Below are 13,976 nucleotides of genomic sequence, written 5' to 3'. Positions count from 1 at the left end.
TTTCCAGAAGAGGGGTCTGTTTTTTATGCTTCGCTGTTTTTCAAAACCGCTTCCCGTCCGGCAGATGCGACTGCTGTGCGCCAGCTTGCTAGCGGGCTTTGCGCTGTGCGGCGCTTTGCAGGGGCTATGCTGGGGGCGCACTCAGCTGGATGCAGGGGCTGCGCTGTGCGCCGACACCCTGCGGCTGCACATCCGGGCAGCCAGCAACGCTGTAACCGACCAGAGCGCCAAGCTCCGGGTGCGGGACGCGGTGCTTGCCGTGATGCAGCAGTGCCCGGCGCAGAGCGCACCGGAGGCACGGGCATGGGCAGCAGGGCAGCTTTTGCAGTTTCAGCTGTCGGCGCAGCGTGCACTGGCGGCACAGGGCATCCATGCGCCAGTGCGGGTGTACCTTGTAAATATGTACTTCCCTGCCCGGCGCTACCCCACCGGTCAGCTGCCCGCCGGGCGGTACGATGCCGTGCGCATTGATATTGGCAGCGGTAGCGGACGCAACTGGTGGTGTGTGCTGTACCCGGGGCTGTGCAGCTTTGCGCAGGGCGGCTACGCTCTGCCTGCCGAAAACGACCTTGTCTGCGGGCAGTACATCCTACGGTTCCGGCTGGTGGACTGGGCGCACCGGCTGACCGCCCGGCGGCAGACGGTGCTGCTGGCAGGGTGACGCCGCACCCCGCCGGAGCATAGCATGGAGGGAAAGGAGGGATCCCTCTATGGCGATTCCCGGTTATTATTCCCTGCTCCAGCGCGGCTCCTCCGGGCCGGACGTGGCACTTGTTCAGACATGGCTCAACGGCGTGCGTGATGCGTGCACATGGTATGACGAGCTGAAGGCGGACGGCAAGTTCGGCGTCGGCACCCAGCGTGCCGTGCAGGAGTTCCAGCTGAAGAACAAAATGAACATGGACGGCAAGGTGGGACAGAACACATGGAACGTGCTCTACACCCGCTACACCGCAAAGCACGGGCTGAAGGTGCCCTACCCCGGCATTGTGCTGCACACCGGCGATTCCGGCGGCACAGTGCGGCTGGTGCAGCAAAAGCTCAACTCTCTGGGCGAGCGGCTGAAGGATGACGGCAGATACGGTGCAGCCACCGCTGCCGCCGTGCAGCGGTTCCAACGCCGCAACGGCCTGACGGCAGACGGCAGCGTGGGCTACGCTACTTGGGAGAAAATGTTCTGATATACGCAGACCGTAAAACGATTTGGAATGGCCTCCGCGTGCGCTTTGGCCATATTCAGCGGAAAAATCATTTTAAATTTTGGGACACCGGAGCGTCTGCGGACGCTCCGGTGTCCCATTTTCACAGAAGGGGTCGCAACGGCAAACAGCAGTTGTCCGTTTTTCTGTTCTCCTTGGTTGCGCGTGCAGCGGCGGCTGCGTTATAATAGGACAAAGCGTTTTTTGAAAGGCGGTGTTCCTGTTTGCGTTTTCTGCATTTATCCGACCTGCATCTGGGCAAGCGGGTGTGCGAGTTTTCCATGCTGGAAGATCAGCGGTATATTCTGGAACAAATTCTAGCCATGCTGGATGAGACCCCTGTGGACGGCGTGCTGCTGGCCGGCGACCTTTACGACAAGCCCGTTCCCCCTGCCGAAGCGGTGCGGCTGCTGGACTGGTTCCTTACCCAACTGGCGGCGCGGAAGCTGCCGGTGTTCGCCATCAGCGGCAACCACGATTCTGCCGACCGAGTGGCCTTTGGCTCGGCCCTGCTGGCTGACAGCCGGGTCTACGTCAGCCCGGTGTTCACCGGTGCGCCGCAGCCCATCCCCCTGCAGGATGCACACGGCACGGTGGATGTGTACTTACTGCCCTTTTTGAAGCCCGCCATGGTGCGGCATGTCTGGCCGGACGAGCCTATTGAGAGCTACAACGACGCCCTTGCCTGCGTGCTGCGGCACTGCACCCCGGACCCCGGCCACCGCAGCGTGCTGGTGGCGCACCAGTTTGTGGCGGGTGCTGCCGCCTGCGAGAGCGAGGAACCCTCGGTGGGCGGGGTGGATAGCGTGGACGCCGCCCTGTTCGATGCCTTTGACTATGTGGCGCTGGGGCATCTGCACAGCCCGCAAAAGGTGGGGCGAGAGACCTTGCGCTACTGCGGCACGCCGCTGAAATATTCCTTTTCGGAAGTGGGGCAGCGCAAAAGCGCCACCTTTGTGGAGCTGGGCGCAAAGGGCGAGGTGCACATCACCACCGCGCCCCTGACCCCCCGGCACGATCTGCGCGGGCTGCGCGGCAGCTACATGGAACTGACCGACCGCCGCCGCTACGAGGGCACCGCCGTGGACGATTACCTGCACATCACCCTGACCGACGAGCAGGATGTACCGGACGCGCTGGCGCGGCTGCGGGTCATCTACCCCAACCTGATGCAGCTGGACTACGACAACCAGCGCACCCGCCAGCAGCAGGAGATCTGCGCCCCGGAGCGCACCGAGAGCATCTCCCCGCTGGAACATCTGGCAGCCTTTTACCAGCTGCAAAACAACCAGCCCCTGACCGCCGAGCAGACGGCATTCTGCCAAGAACTGATCGAGGAGATCTGGAAGGAGGGCGACACTGTATGAGACCGCTGCGACTGACCCTTTCGGCCTTTGGCCCCTATGCCGCCCAGACTACCCTTGACCTTGAAAAGCTGGGCAAGGGCGGGCTGTACCTCATTACCGGCGACACCGGCGCGGGCAAGACTACCCTTTTTGATGCCATCACCTACGCGCTGTACGATCATTCCAGCAGCGGCATCCGGGAAGGCTCCATGCTGCGCTGCAAGTACGCGGACGACAAGACCCCCACCTTTGTGGAGCTGGAATTTGAGGTGCACGGCGTGCGCTACACGGTGCGCCGCAACCCGGAGTATCAGCGTCCCAAGGCCCGGGGCGAGGGCATGACCACCGAAAAGGCGGATGCCACCCTGACCTACCCGGACGGCCGTCCGCCGGTGACCAAAGCCAAAGACGTGACCGCCGCCGTGCAGGAGATCATCGGGCTGGACTATAACCAGTTTTCCCAGATCGTACTCATCGCGCAGGGGCAGTTCACAAAGCTGCTCAATGCCTCTACCGAGGAGCGCAGCCGCATCTTCCGCAAGCTGTTCCGCACCCAGCGCTACGCCCAGCTGCAGGAGCGCTTACAAGCCGAAGCATCCGCGCTGAACCAGCAGCGCACCGCCCAGAACGCCAAGCTGGACAGCCTGCTGGGTGGGCTGCAATTCAGCCCGGAGGACCCGGATGCCGAGGCGCTGCGCGCCCTGTGCGCCCAGACTGTACCGGAAACGGCGCTTACCTTGCTGGACGCCCTGACCGCACGGCAGGCTGCGGCACTGGAGAAAGCCGGCACCGCCCTGCACATCACCGAAGCCCAGCTGAACAAAGTACAGCAGCAGCTGGGTGCCGCCGCACAGGTGCAGCGGCTGGCGCAGCAGCTGGCTGCCCGGCAGGCTGAGCTTGCCGCCGCAAAGCCCGCACTGGATGCTGCCCGTGCCGAGGCCGACCGTCACGCCGGGGATGCCGCGCAGCTGGATGCCCTGACCGCACAGGTAACGCAGGCGCAGAGTGCCCTTGCGGCCTATGATGCGCTGGACGCGGTCTGCCGCCAGCAGACCGAAGCGCGGGACGCCGCCCGGCTGGCGGCGGCACAGGCGCAAAAGCGGCGCACCCAGCTGGATAACCTGAACGCTGCCCTTGCCGCCGCCGAAGCCGAACTTGCCGCACTGGCAGACGCGGACACCCGGCTGTTGGCGCTGCAAAACCGCAGCGCCCAGTTGACACAGCGCGGCGAAGCACTGACAAAGCTGGAGCAGCGCCTTACGGAATGCCAGCGACGGGCAAAACGCGCCCACAAGGCGCAGGAGAATTACCGCGCCGCTGCCGCCGCACAGGACGAAGCCCGCGCCCGGCGGGACGCGCTGGAACGGGCATTTCTGGACGCACAGGCCGGGCTGCTGGCCGAAAGCCTTGTCGAGGGCGTCCCCTGCCCGGTGTGCGGCAGTACCCATCACCCTGCCCGCGCCCTGCTGCCCCATACCGCGCCCACGCAGGCACAGGTGGAAGCCGCACGGCAGGCCGCTGCGGAAGCTGACCGGCAGGCACAGACTGCCAGCGCTGCCGCCCAGAGCGCACTGGCTGCTGTCAACGAAGCCAAAACTTCCCTCCGGCGGGATGCCGAGACCCTGCTGCCGGAGCGCTTTACCGCCCCGGAGGGCACCGTCCCCCTCACCTTTGCCCTGATGACCAACGTTCTGGCCGAGGAAGCCGCCGCCTTGCAGACGGAACAGGCAGACTGTGCCGCACAGTGCCGACAGGCTGAGGCCAACTGCCGCCGCAAGGCGCAGCTGGAAGCCGACCGGCAGGCCAAGACCCGCCAGCGCCCGGCGCTGGAGCAGGCCGCTGCCGAGGCCGACCGCAGCGCCGCCGCCCAGAATGCAAGTGCAGACGCGCTGGAGAGTCAAATCGCAGAGCGGCGCGCCGCTCTGCCCTACCCCCGGCGCGCGGACGCACAGGCGGCACTGGACAAGCTGGAAGCCGACCGCCGCACCCTGCGCACCGGTATGGAGACGGCGCAGCGCAAGCTGAAACAGGCCGAGCAGAGCGTTGCCGCCGCTGAAGCTGCTGTGGAGGCGCTGACCGCACAGCAGACCGCTGCCCAAAAGGAACTGCCCGCCCGCAGCGCCGAGGAGCTTACCGCACAGCAGACCGCGCTGACCGCCGCGCGTGAGGCTTTGCGCAGCCGGGAAAAGCAGCTTTCGGCACAGTTGCTGCCCAACCGCAAAACGGCGGCACAGTACCGCGCTGCCGCCGAGGCGCGGCAGGCGCTGGAAAGCCGGTGGCAATGGGTCAGCGCACTGGCCGCCACGGCGGGCGGCACCCTGACCAGCAAGCAAAAAATCAAGCTGGAAGCCTACATCCAAATGAACTATCTGGACCGCATTTTGCGCTACGCCAACACCCGCCTGATGCAGATGACCGCCGGGCAGTACGAGCTGGAGCGCATCGGCGCAGAGAACCAGCGCAGCCAGTCCGGGCTGGACCTTGGCGTCATCGACCACTACAACGGCACCCGCCGCAGCGTAAAGACCCTTTCCGGCGGCGAGAGCTTCAAGGCTTCGCTGGCGCTGGCGCTGGGCCTTTCGGACGAGGTGCAGAGCAGCGCCGGCGGTATCCGGCTGGATACTTTGTTTCTGGACGAGGGCTTCGGCTCTTTGGACGAGGAATCGTTGGAGCTTGCCATCCGGGTGCTCTCCGGCCTGACCGAGGGCGACCGGCTGGTGGGCATCATCTCCCATGTGGGGGCGCTCAAGGACCGCATCGACCGGCAGGTGGTGGTGCACAAGGCCCGCACCGGCGGCTCCACCGTAGAGCTGCGGGTGTAAAACGCCGCCGACGGGGCACACTAGAGGCGGAGGTGAATTTTGATGAATTCTCTGGAGCCCTTCATCCGCCACGAACTGGAAAACCAGCCCGGCACCGCTGCCGCCCCGCAGGCAAACAGCACCCGCAATGCCCCGCCGCTGGGCAGGATGCCCCTGCAGCCCCCTGCTGCGCCGGACACGCCCGGCACCCAGCTGCCCCCGCCGGAGCTGCCGCAGCCGGAAAAGCCCGGCGTCCCCATGACAGACGGCACCCCCATGGCCTGCCGTCAGAAGAATGCCGCCGCCTTTCTGGCCGGGGACGTGCAGACCAGCGTGATGGCGCACTACGCGCCCGAGCTGTTCAGCACAAAGCAGAAGCTGCACAGCCGTCACCCCGCCCCGGACGAGGACACTGCCGCTGTTTTGGAGCTGGTGGAATGGCGCGAGGACGCCCCTTACGGCTGAATGTCATAAAAATTTTTTGAAATATTTCAGTTTACCTGTTGAAATCTCGCCGTACTTCCCTTATTATGGTAGCATACAAACATAAAGGCAGGTTTTGCAATATGGCAGAGATCAAATACGAAGTTGTCCAGCGTGTAGCCGTGCTGAGCCAGCGTCCCCGCGGCTGGGAGCGTCAGCTGAACCTTATCAGCTGGAATGACGGCGAGCCCAAGTACGACATCCGCGACTGGTCCCCGGACGGCACCCGCATGGGCAAGGGTATCTCCCTGAGCCACGACGAGCTGGCCATCCTCAAGGGCATTCTGGAGGACATGGAGCTGTGAGCGGGGGCGACCGCGCAGAGTTTCTGGAGGTCTGGCAGCAGCACGTCACCCGCCCGGGCAGTGAAAAGCTGCTGGACTGGCTGGACAAAAAGACGGATTTTTTCACCGCACCGGCGTCCACCCGTTTTCACGGAGCCTGTGAGGGCGGGCTGTGTATGCACAGTCTGAACGTCTACCACGCGCTGCACGACAGCTTTTTCACCGAGGGCGAAAGCGAGGAAAGCTACGCTATCTGTGCCCTGCTGCACGATCTGTGCAAGGCTAACTACTACAAGCTGGGCACCCGCAACGTGAAGAACGAAGCCACCGGGCAGTGGGAGAAAGCGCCCTTTTACAGTGTGGACGACCTGTTTCCCTACGGTCACGGCGAAAAGAGCGTGTTCCTCATCGAGCGGTTCATGAAGCTGAAGGTGGAGGAAGCGGTTGCCATCCGCTGGCACATGGGCGGCTTTGACGATGCGGCCCGAGGCGGCTGTTTTGCCATTTCGGAAGCCTACGACAAGTACCCGCTGGCGGTCAAACTGCACATCGCAGACCTGCAGGCTACCTATCTGATGGAGCACCGTACCAGCAATATGCGCTGAATAAACTAAACAGGCGGCTGTACAGCATTTTGTACAGCCGCCTGTTTTGTTACGACCCCTCTTGTGAAAATGGGGGACAGGAAAGTCCGCGTTTGCGCAGCAATGAAAGCCCCAGTGGGGCTTTTAAGCGGCAAAGCGGTCTGCGCAAGCAGATGGAAGGGCTTCGCCCTGACAAGCTCCGCAGACTTTCCTGTCCCCCGAAATTCAAAATATTCTTCCGCTGAATATGGCCAGAGCACACGCGGCGGCCATTTTGGATGGTCTTGCCTGCCCTGTGCACAAGGTCTGCAAAAGCAGCACCTTTCAGCAACCTTCCCCGGCGCAGAGGGCTTTCACCTTCTGCACGGCGGCAGCTACAAGGCTGCCGATGGGCTGGTCGGGCACGCCGACGATATAGTTTTCGCAGTGGTTCACCGGGATCAGCACCCGGGTGGCGCTGCTCTGGCACACTGCCGTGGCCATGGCGGGCGTGATCTCCCCCAGCAGCGCGTCTGCAATAACGATGCCGATGGGCCCCACGATGATATCCGCATTGCGGCAGTTCACCACCACAGCGTTCTCGCCGGTAGCGGCGCGCTGCGCACCGGCCTTGTGCATGGCCTGCGCGGCGACACTGTTGGTGCCCACGGCCACCAGCCGGATGTCCGGGCACTGGGCACTGAGGGCGGCCACCAGCTGGCGCCCCAGTCCCCCGCCCTGCCCGTCAATGACAAGCACGTTCATGCCGTACCTCAGAAGTCGATCTCTTCCAGCCGCAGCAGCGCCAGAATGTAGATCTTGACGGCCTCCAGCAGCTTGTCGATGGGGGCAGCCTCGTTGGCACCGTGCATCGGGCCGCCGAACTCCGGCAGCTTCACATCCTCATGCTCCGGGCCGAAGCTGACGGCATAGGGGAAGTGGCGGGCATAGGTGCCGCCGCCCATGGTAAAGGGGGTGGCATTCTCGCCGGTCACCTCGTTGTAGGTGTCGATGCAGGCGCGGATGGCGGGGCTGTCGGCCTCGATATAGAAAGGCTCGGCTGCGTCCACATCCTCCAGCTTTGCGCCATCGCCCAGCGCAGCAGTGACCTGTGCGGTCAGCTTTTCGCCGTTGGTGCAGGTGGGGAAGCGGCTGTCGATGGTCTGCACCAGCTTGCCGTCCTCCATATAGATGCGGCCGCCAATGATGGTCAGCGGGCCAAAGGGGCCGTCGGCGCAGTCGATGCCAAGGCCGGTGCCTGCGGTGGAGCTGTGCAGCTTGCGCAGCGCTTCCAGATATGCGCGCTCGGTGTCGTTGCACAGACCGTTGTCCAGCAGGTAATCCACCACCAGACCAATGGCGTTCACCGTGCCCTCCGGCATAGCGGCGTGGCCGGATTTGCCCCAGCCGCGCACCCGCACGCCGTCCCCTTCCGGTTCCAGCGTGATGTTGGGGGCGTTCTTCAGCTTGCGGATATCGGTCTTGACCAGAGCGCTGGCGCGATCCGGCACCGCATTGTTGGCCACACCGCCCTCAAACTCTGCAATGACGCCGTTGCACACCGGGCTGACGATCTTGCCGCCAAAGTGGCCTTTTTCGCCGTTGCACACCGGGAACTCGGCATCCGGGGTAAAGCAGAACACCGGAGCGGGGTAGTTTTCCAGATAGTACTTCACATCGTTCATGTGGGTCTCCTCGTTGTCGCCCACAATGGCACGGATGGGGTAGCGCAGCTGGTAACCCTGCTCCTTGAGGAACTTCAGCGCGTACAGGGTAACGATCATCGGGCCCTTGTCGTCCGAAACGCCGCGGCCCAGCAGCCAGCCGTCCTGAATGCGCATCTTAAAGGGGTCTGCCGTCCAGCCGTTGCCCACGGGCACAACGTCCACATGGCAGATGGTAGCCAGATATTTTTCCGGGTCTGCACCGGCCAGTTCGGCATAGCCGATGTAGTTTTCGCAGTTGCGGGTGGCAAAGCCCATGCCTGCTGCCAGTTCCAGCGTCTTGTCCAGCGCCGCCCGGGGGCCTGCGCCGAAGGGTGCGCCCTCCTCCGGGGTACCCTCTACGCTGTCGATGGCGACCAGCGCTGCAATGTCCTGCAGCAGCTGCTCTTTGTTTTCCGCAATGTATGCGTCAATTTTCTGATTCAGTGCCTGATCCATGTTCTATAACGTCCTTTCTGGCCGGAAGCAGATTCCGGTTTTCACAACTATTATCCAGTGTAACACACTCCGGGCGGAAAAGCTACCGGCATTTTTCACGACAAAAGCGTCCGCGTTTTGTCAGCCTGCCGCAAACAGCCCGCTGAGCGCACCCAGCAGCCCGGCGCTTGCCAAGCCCATGATGATGCCCGCCAGCAGCACACCGCCCATGCAGGCGATCAATACATCCTTGAACTTCATATCCAGAATGGAGGCCGCCAGCGTGCCCGTCCACGCACCGGTGCCCGGCAGCGGGATGCCCACGAACAGCAGCAGCGCCACGGTCAGGCCCTTACCGGCCTTGGCTTCCAGTGCGCGGCCACCCTTTTCGCCCTTATTGATGCAAAAGCGGCAGATGGGGCCGATGAGGGGCTTGTGGTAGCCCCAGATAAGGAACTTGCGGGCGAACAGGTAGATGAAGGGCACCGGGATCATGTTGCCCAGCACGCACAAAAGGTAGGTGGGCAGCACCGGCAGCCCCATGCCCAGCCCGATGGGGATCGCGCCGCGCAGCTCGATGATGGGCACCATGGAGATAAGGAAGATCAGAAGATAATTTTTCAGCATTGGCTTCTCCTTATATTACAGGTCGATCTGCAGCTCCACCGGGCAATGGTCGGAGCCGAAGATCTCGTTGTGGATCTCGGCGGCGCGGATGCGGTCAGCAATGCGCCGGGAAACGATAAAATAGTCGATGCGCCAGCCCGCGTTCTTTTCCCGCGCGTGGAAGCGGTAGCTCCACCAGCTGTACTTCACCTCGTCCGGGTGCACCACCCGGAAGCTGTCCGCAAAACCCGCCGCCAGCAGCTCGGTCATCTTGGCGCGCTCCTGATCGGTAAAGCCTGCGCTCATGCGGTTGGTCTTGGCATTTTTGATGTCCATCTCGGTGTGTGCCACGTTCAGGTCTCCGCACAGGATCACCGGCTTTTTTGCGTCCAGCGCCAGCAGGTAAGCCCGGAAAGCGTCCTCCCACTCCATGCGGTAGTCCAGCCGCTTCAGCCCGTCCTGACTGTTGGGGGTGTAGCAGTTCACCAGATAAAAGCCGGGATATTCCAGCGTCAGCACCCGCCCCTCGTGGTCGTGCTGCTCCAGCCCGATGCCGGTAGTCACTGCCAGCGGCGCCGTTTTGCACCAGCAGGCCGTGCCGGAGTAGCCCTTTTTCTCGGCTGAATAGGTGTATTCGGTGTAACCCTCCGGTGCAAAATCTGCCTGTCCCGGCTGCATCTTGGTCTCCTGCACCGAGAAGATGTCTGCGTCCAGCGCGGCAAAGCTCTCGGCAAAGCCGTGGGTCAGGCAGGCGCGCAGGCCGTTCACGTTCCAGCTGATCAGTTTCATGCTTTTCTCCTTATTGTTATGCCTGATATTTTGTTTTCCATGCGCCGCTGCGGAAGCGCAGCACAAAGCAGGTCACGCGGCAGGTCCAGTCGATGACCATGGCCACCCACACACCCACAGCGCCCCAGCCCATGCGGACGCACAGCAGATAGCTGAAGCCCAGCCGCCAGCACGCCATGCTGAGGATGGACACCACCATGGTGAATTTCACGTCGTTTGCCGCGCGCAGGGCGTTGGGCAGCACGAAGGACAGCGGCCAGAAGATGATGGCGCAGCCCGCATGGATGGTGACCAGCGTGATGGCCAGCTCCATCGTCTCGCCGGAAAGGGCGTAGATGCCCACCAGCTGCCGGAGGAACAGCAGGATCGCGCCGTTGGAAAGCCCCATGGTAATGTAAGCCCACAGCAGCAGCTTGCGGGTGTAGTAAACGGTCTGCTCGTGGTCGCCGGCACCGATGCAGCGCCCCACCACCGTGATCATGGCCAGACTGATAGCCTTGCCCGGGATGACGCCCATGCCGTCCAGATTGTTGGCCACTGCGTTGGCTGCGATCTGCACCGTGCCAAAGGTGGAGATCATGCTCACCACCAGAATGCGCCCGGCCTCGAACAGGCTGTTTTCAAAGGCCGAGGGGATACCGATACCCAGAATGCGCTTTGCCATGCCGCCGTCCAGCCGCAGGGTCTTGGGCACGGTAAGCACTGCATCCTCCCGGTAGCACTTGCGCAGGATCAGCGCCGCAGCCACCACGCGAGACACCACACTGGGCCATGCAACGCCGTCCACTCCCATTTTGAAGCCGAAGATACACACCGCGTTGCCCACGATGTTGATGATGTTCATCAGAAAGCTGATCTGCATGGAGATTTTAGAATTGCCGATGCTGCGGAACAGTGCCGCACCGCCGTTGTACAGTGCCAGAAACGGGTAGCTGAGGGCGATGATCTGCAAGTATTTCACGCCCGCATCCAGCACGTCGGCGTCAATAGAGCCGTAGAACAGCCGGATCATGGGACGGGCCAGTACAAAGCATACCGCCCCGATCACCATACCGGACAAGCCGCTGAGCAGCAGCAGCTGACCGGCGCTTTTGTTGGCATCCGGGCGGTCCTTTGCGCCCAGATACTGGCTTACCACCACCGCGCCGCCGGTAGCCAGCGCCGCAAACAGCACGATGATAAGGTTGTTGATCATGTCCACCAGACTGACGCCGGAGATGGCCGCCTCGCCGCAGCGGGACACCATCATAGTGTCGGCCATGCCCACCGTCACTTCCAGCAGCTGCTCCACCAGCAGCGGGATGGCCAGCACCAGCAGCTCCTTCTGGCTGAATAGCGGCTCGCGCCCGCCGTTCAGGCTGTTTTTTTCATTGCCATGCAGTAGCTTTGTCATCCGTTTCTCCCCTCCCGGCACCGGACACTTTTCCGGTACGCCGCCGCTGCCCGGTATGGGTATTTTTCCGGTTGCAGCAGATGTGTCCATCTTAACACACCACCGGCTGCTTGTAAAGCGGTGCAAGCCACATCCCACGAAAATCAGCTTTCCATGCCTATCTCCCATTGCCCGCCGGTTTTATAAAGGTGTCCCGGTGCGGTTTTGCAACTGCTGTTCTGTTTTATGCTTGTTCGTCAGTTTGCCGGGAACTTTCCGTAAAATTTGTGCGTTTCTACAAAAATGCGATTTCCCGCGCAATTTTGAGTAAAATTTTTAAAAAACCTCTTGCAATTTCTGTTCTAAAGTGGTATGTTGTATCCAACAAAAGCGAAACTTGGATACATCTTCACTTTGGAGCAGTAACTTCGGCTCCGCACACGCCTTTGTTTTTACCTTGCTATTTTCTTCATTTACCTTCTTATCATTTACCCTGCCTGTCCCGCAAGGGACGAGAAAAGCGATGACCCACCTGCACGGGTCGTCGCTTTTTCTTTTGTCTGCGGCTGCCCTTTGGGCTGGGACGCGCCTGAATGCTCCCCGCTATGCTCTGGGTATTTAAATCTCTTAAAGCAAAGCAGGGCGCTCCCGCATGGGGAACGCCCTGCTGGATGCACCCGTTATGCAAGGTGGAACAGATCGATCAGCACGACCATGGCAAGGCCATAGTAGACCACGACCGCCACCAGATCGTTGATCGTAGTGATCAGCGGGCCGGAGGCAACCGCCGGGTCGATATGGATCTTGTGGAACAGCATCGGGATCAGCGTGCCCACCAGACTGGAAATGACCATGGACACGATCAGCGACAGGCCAACACAGCCGGACAGCAAAAACGCCGAGGTCCAGACGTAGCCCTTGAAAAAGTGGATGTAGCAGCCCAGAAAGCCCAAGGCCATCACGGCCAGAATGGCACCGTTCAAAAGCCCCACGCGGGTCTCCTTCCAGAGCAGCTGCAATTTTTTGGAAAGGGTCAGGTTTTCGTCCACCAGCACACGGATGGTCACGGCCAGCGACTGGGTGCCGACGTTACCGGCCATATCCAGCACCATCGACTGGAAGCAGATGACCACCGGCAGTACCGCCACCACCGATTCAAACGCGCCGACGACCGAGGAGACCAGCATCCCGAGGAACAGCAGCGCGATCAGCCACGGGAGACGCTTTTTCACACTTTCAAAAACGCTTTCGTTCAGATCTTCCTCGCCGGTCAAGCCGCCCAGCTTTGCGTAGTCATCGCCCATCTCATCATCGACCAGCTCGACCACATCGGACGAGGTGATGATGCCCACCAGCTTACCGGCATCGTTCAGCACCGGCAGGCTGCGCTCCGCGTAGTCCACGATACGGTCGATACAATCGCTGATCTGCTCCCGGTCGGTGACATAGGGATAGGAGCGGACGATCAGGCTTTCCAAGCTCTCCTCTGCCCGGGCAATGATGAGGTCTTTCAGGTCGATGGCACCGTAGAAGTGCTCGTTTTCGTCCACTACATACAGGGTGGAGATATTGTCGTTTTCTCCAGCCTGTTTCACCAGCTCGCTCATCGCCTGCCGGATGGTCATATCGTTTTTGATGGAGATGTAGTTGGTGGTCATTCTGCTGCCGATCTCATCCTCGTCATAGGAGAGCAGCATCTTCACATCTTCCACCGAGTCTTTGTCCAGCTTATTGACGATCTCGTTCTTATCGGTATCGTCAAGGTCCTCCAGTGCATCCACCGCATCGTCCGAGTCCATGTTGGAAATGACCTTTGCGGCTTCGTGGCTGGGCAGCTCCTTCAGGTACGGCTCGGCATCGTCCAGGTAGGTAAAGATCTCGGCAACGGTATCCACACCCAGAATGGAATAGAGTGACTGCCGTTCAGCGGGGGTCAGCGCCTCCAACGCATCTGCCAGATCCTTTTCATGGTAATCAGACAGTTTTTCGGCCAGCTCTGCCTTGGGCAGACCGCTGTGAATGATGCTCAGAATTTCCTGTACATAATTCTTCTGCATGGGTAGTTCCTCCTGATTCCGCGAGCTCGACAAACCAAGATTCATCGCTCCGCTTCAAATTTTGCACCTCATCATAGCACATCCGGTATGCAGCGGCAACCCTGCCAGCGTGAATTTTTTGTAAAAAATCGGGCACAAAAATCCCCGTCAAAGCAAAAAAGACCAAAGCAGCAGTCCTTACGGTGCCCACCGCTTTGGTCAAAAAGCTATTTATCCTTGTTTCTGGATGGTAAATGCAAAGGTCATGCCCTTTTCCACCGCAGTAAAGCAATCCAAATCCGAACCATTTTCCTCGGATGCTGCTTCCGTTGCTTCTCCAGAGGTGACGGTCTGTG

General features: G+C 61.3%; 13 protein-coding genes. 7 read left to right on the top strand and 6 right to left on the bottom strand.

Translation table 11 applies throughout. The features are described 5' to 3' along the window. The first annotated feature begins 25 nt into the window (after nt 1-25). From MTP39_RS03595 to MTP39_RS03565, 7 genes are all read left to right on the top strand, one after another. The gene (locus MTP39_RS03595; RefSeq protein WP_249241483.1) at nt 26-661 is read left to right on the top strand and encodes a stage II sporulation protein R; all 636 of its coding nucleotides are present in this window, start codon (nt 26-28) and stop codon (nt 659-661) included. Between the two features lie 49 nt (nt 662-710). Further along, complete coding sequence (locus MTP39_RS03590; RefSeq protein WP_249241482.1) at nt 711-1,181, top strand: peptidoglycan-binding domain-containing protein; 471 nt, start codon at nt 711-713, stop codon at nt 1,179-1,181. 242 nt (nt 1,182-1,423) lie between these two features. Beyond that, a complete protein-coding gene (locus MTP39_RS03585; protein WP_249241481.1) occupies nt 1,424-2,566 on the top strand; it encodes an exonuclease SbcCD subunit D in 1,143 nt (380 codons plus the stop codon). After that, entirely contained in the window at nt 2,563-5,367 is a 2,805-nt protein-coding gene (locus MTP39_RS03580; protein WP_249241480.1) for an AAA family ATPase, read from the top strand. The genes MTP39_RS03585 and MTP39_RS03580 overlap by 4 nt, the downstream gene beginning before the upstream one ends. A gap of 42 nt (nt 5,368-5,409) precedes the next feature. After that, nucleotides 5,410-5,811 carry a hypothetical protein gene (locus MTP39_RS03575; RefSeq protein WP_249241479.1) on the top strand — a complete coding sequence of 134 codons (402 nt, stop codon included), beginning with the start codon at nt 5,410-5,412 and terminating at the stop codon, nt 5,809-5,811. A gap of 101 nt (nt 5,812-5,912) precedes the next feature. Continuing rightward, on the top strand, nt 5,913-6,134 hold the full coding sequence (locus MTP39_RS03570) for a YdbC family protein (protein WP_015536721.1): 222 nt from the start codon (nt 5,913-5,915) through the stop codon (nt 6,132-6,134). Then, nucleotides 6,131-6,718, top strand: a complete 588-nt coding sequence (locus MTP39_RS03565; RefSeq protein ID WP_097778690.1) for a hydrolase — start codon at nt 6,131-6,133, stop codon at nt 6,716-6,718. Before MTP39_RS03570 ends, MTP39_RS03565 begins: the two co-directional genes overlap by 4 nt. A gap of 303 nt (nt 6,719-7,021) precedes the next feature. Here the strand turns inward: MTP39_RS03565 and MTP39_RS03560 are convergent, their stop codons facing one another. The 6 genes from MTP39_RS03560 to mgtE form a co-directional block, all read right to left on the bottom strand. After that, a complete protein-coding gene (locus tag MTP39_RS03560; RefSeq protein ID WP_117554360.1) occupies nt 7,022-7,441 on the bottom strand; it encodes a DUF3842 family protein in 420 nt (139 codons plus the stop codon). 8 nt (nt 7,442-7,449) lie between these two features. Next, complete coding sequence (locus MTP39_RS03555) at nt 7,450-8,838, bottom strand: Sapep family Mn(2+)-dependent dipeptidase (protein WP_249241478.1); 1,389 nt, start codon at nt 8,836-8,838, stop codon at nt 7,450-7,452. Between the two features lie 120 nt (nt 8,839-8,958). Further along, the gene (locus tag MTP39_RS03550) at nt 8,959-9,444 is read right to left on the bottom strand and encodes a COG2426 family protein (protein ID WP_112121676.1); all 486 of its coding nucleotides are present in this window, start codon (nt 9,442-9,444) and stop codon (nt 8,959-8,961) included. Nucleotides 9,445-9,459: 15 nt separating this feature from the next. Continuing rightward, nucleotides 9,460-10,212, bottom strand: a complete 753-nt coding sequence (locus MTP39_RS03545) for an exodeoxyribonuclease III (protein WP_005928145.1) — start codon at nt 10,210-10,212, stop codon at nt 9,460-9,462. Nucleotides 10,213-10,228: 16 nt separating this feature from the next. Next, nucleotides 10,229-11,605, bottom strand: a complete 1,377-nt coding sequence (locus MTP39_RS03540; RefSeq protein ID WP_249241477.1) for an MATE family efflux transporter — start codon at nt 11,603-11,605, stop codon at nt 10,229-10,231. 659 nt (nt 11,606-12,264) lie between these two features. Then, nucleotides 12,265-13,641 (bottom strand): magnesium transporter, encoded by a 1,377-nt coding sequence (mgtE, locus tag MTP39_RS03535; RefSeq protein ID WP_249241476.1) that lies wholly within the window; start codon nt 13,639-13,641, stop codon nt 12,265-12,267. Between the last annotated feature and the right edge of the window lie 335 nt (nt 13,642-13,976).

The sequence above is a fragment of the Faecalibacterium sp. I3-3-33 genome, from assembly GCF_023347295.1.
Lineage (GTDB): Bacteria > Bacillota > Clostridia > Oscillospirales > Ruminococcaceae > Faecalibacterium.
Note: the sequence above shows the minus strand (reverse complement) of the source record. Positions and strands in the feature narration are given on the sequence as shown.

Bases quoted from the DNA above. Each gene is read 5' to 3' on its own strand.
- MTP39_RS03595 (WP_249241483.1), top strand. From the start codon at position 26: ATGCTTCGCTGTTTTTCAAAACCGCTTCCCGTCCGGCAGATGCGACTG.
- MTP39_RS03590 (WP_249241482.1), top strand. From the start codon at position 711: ATGGCGATTCCCGGTTATTATTCCCTGCTCCAGCGCGGCTCCTCCGGG.
- MTP39_RS03580 (WP_249241480.1), top strand. From the start codon at position 2,563: ATGAGACCGCTGCGACTGACCCTTTCGGCCTTTGGCCCCTATGCCGCC.
- MTP39_RS03575 (WP_249241479.1), top strand. From the start codon at position 5,410: ATGAATTCTCTGGAGCCCTTCATCCGCCACGAACTGGAAAACCAGCCC.
- MTP39_RS03570 (WP_015536721.1), top strand. From the start codon at position 5,913: ATGGCAGAGATCAAATACGAAGTTGTCCAGCGTGTAGCCGTGCTGAGC.
- MTP39_RS03560 (WP_117554360.1), bottom strand. From the start codon at position 7,441: ATGAACGTGCTTGTCATTGACGGGCAGGGCGGGGGACTGGGGCGCCAG.
- MTP39_RS03555 (WP_249241478.1), bottom strand. From the start codon at position 8,838: ATGGATCAGGCACTGAATCAGAAAATTGACGCATACATTGCGGAAAAC.
- MTP39_RS03550 (WP_112121676.1), bottom strand. From the start codon at position 9,444: ATGCTGAAAAATTATCTTCTGATCTTCCTTATCTCCATGGTGCCCATC.
- MTP39_RS03545 (WP_005928145.1), bottom strand. From the start codon at position 10,212: ATGAAACTGATCAGCTGGAACGTGAACGGCCTGCGCGCCTGCCTGACC.
- MTP39_RS03540 (WP_249241477.1), bottom strand. From the start codon at position 11,605: ATGACAAAGCTACTGCATGGCAATGAAAAAAACAGCCTGAACGGCGGG.
- mgtE (WP_249241476.1), bottom strand. From the start codon at position 13,641: ATGCAGAAGAATTATGTACAGGAAATTCTGAGCATCATTCACAGCGGT.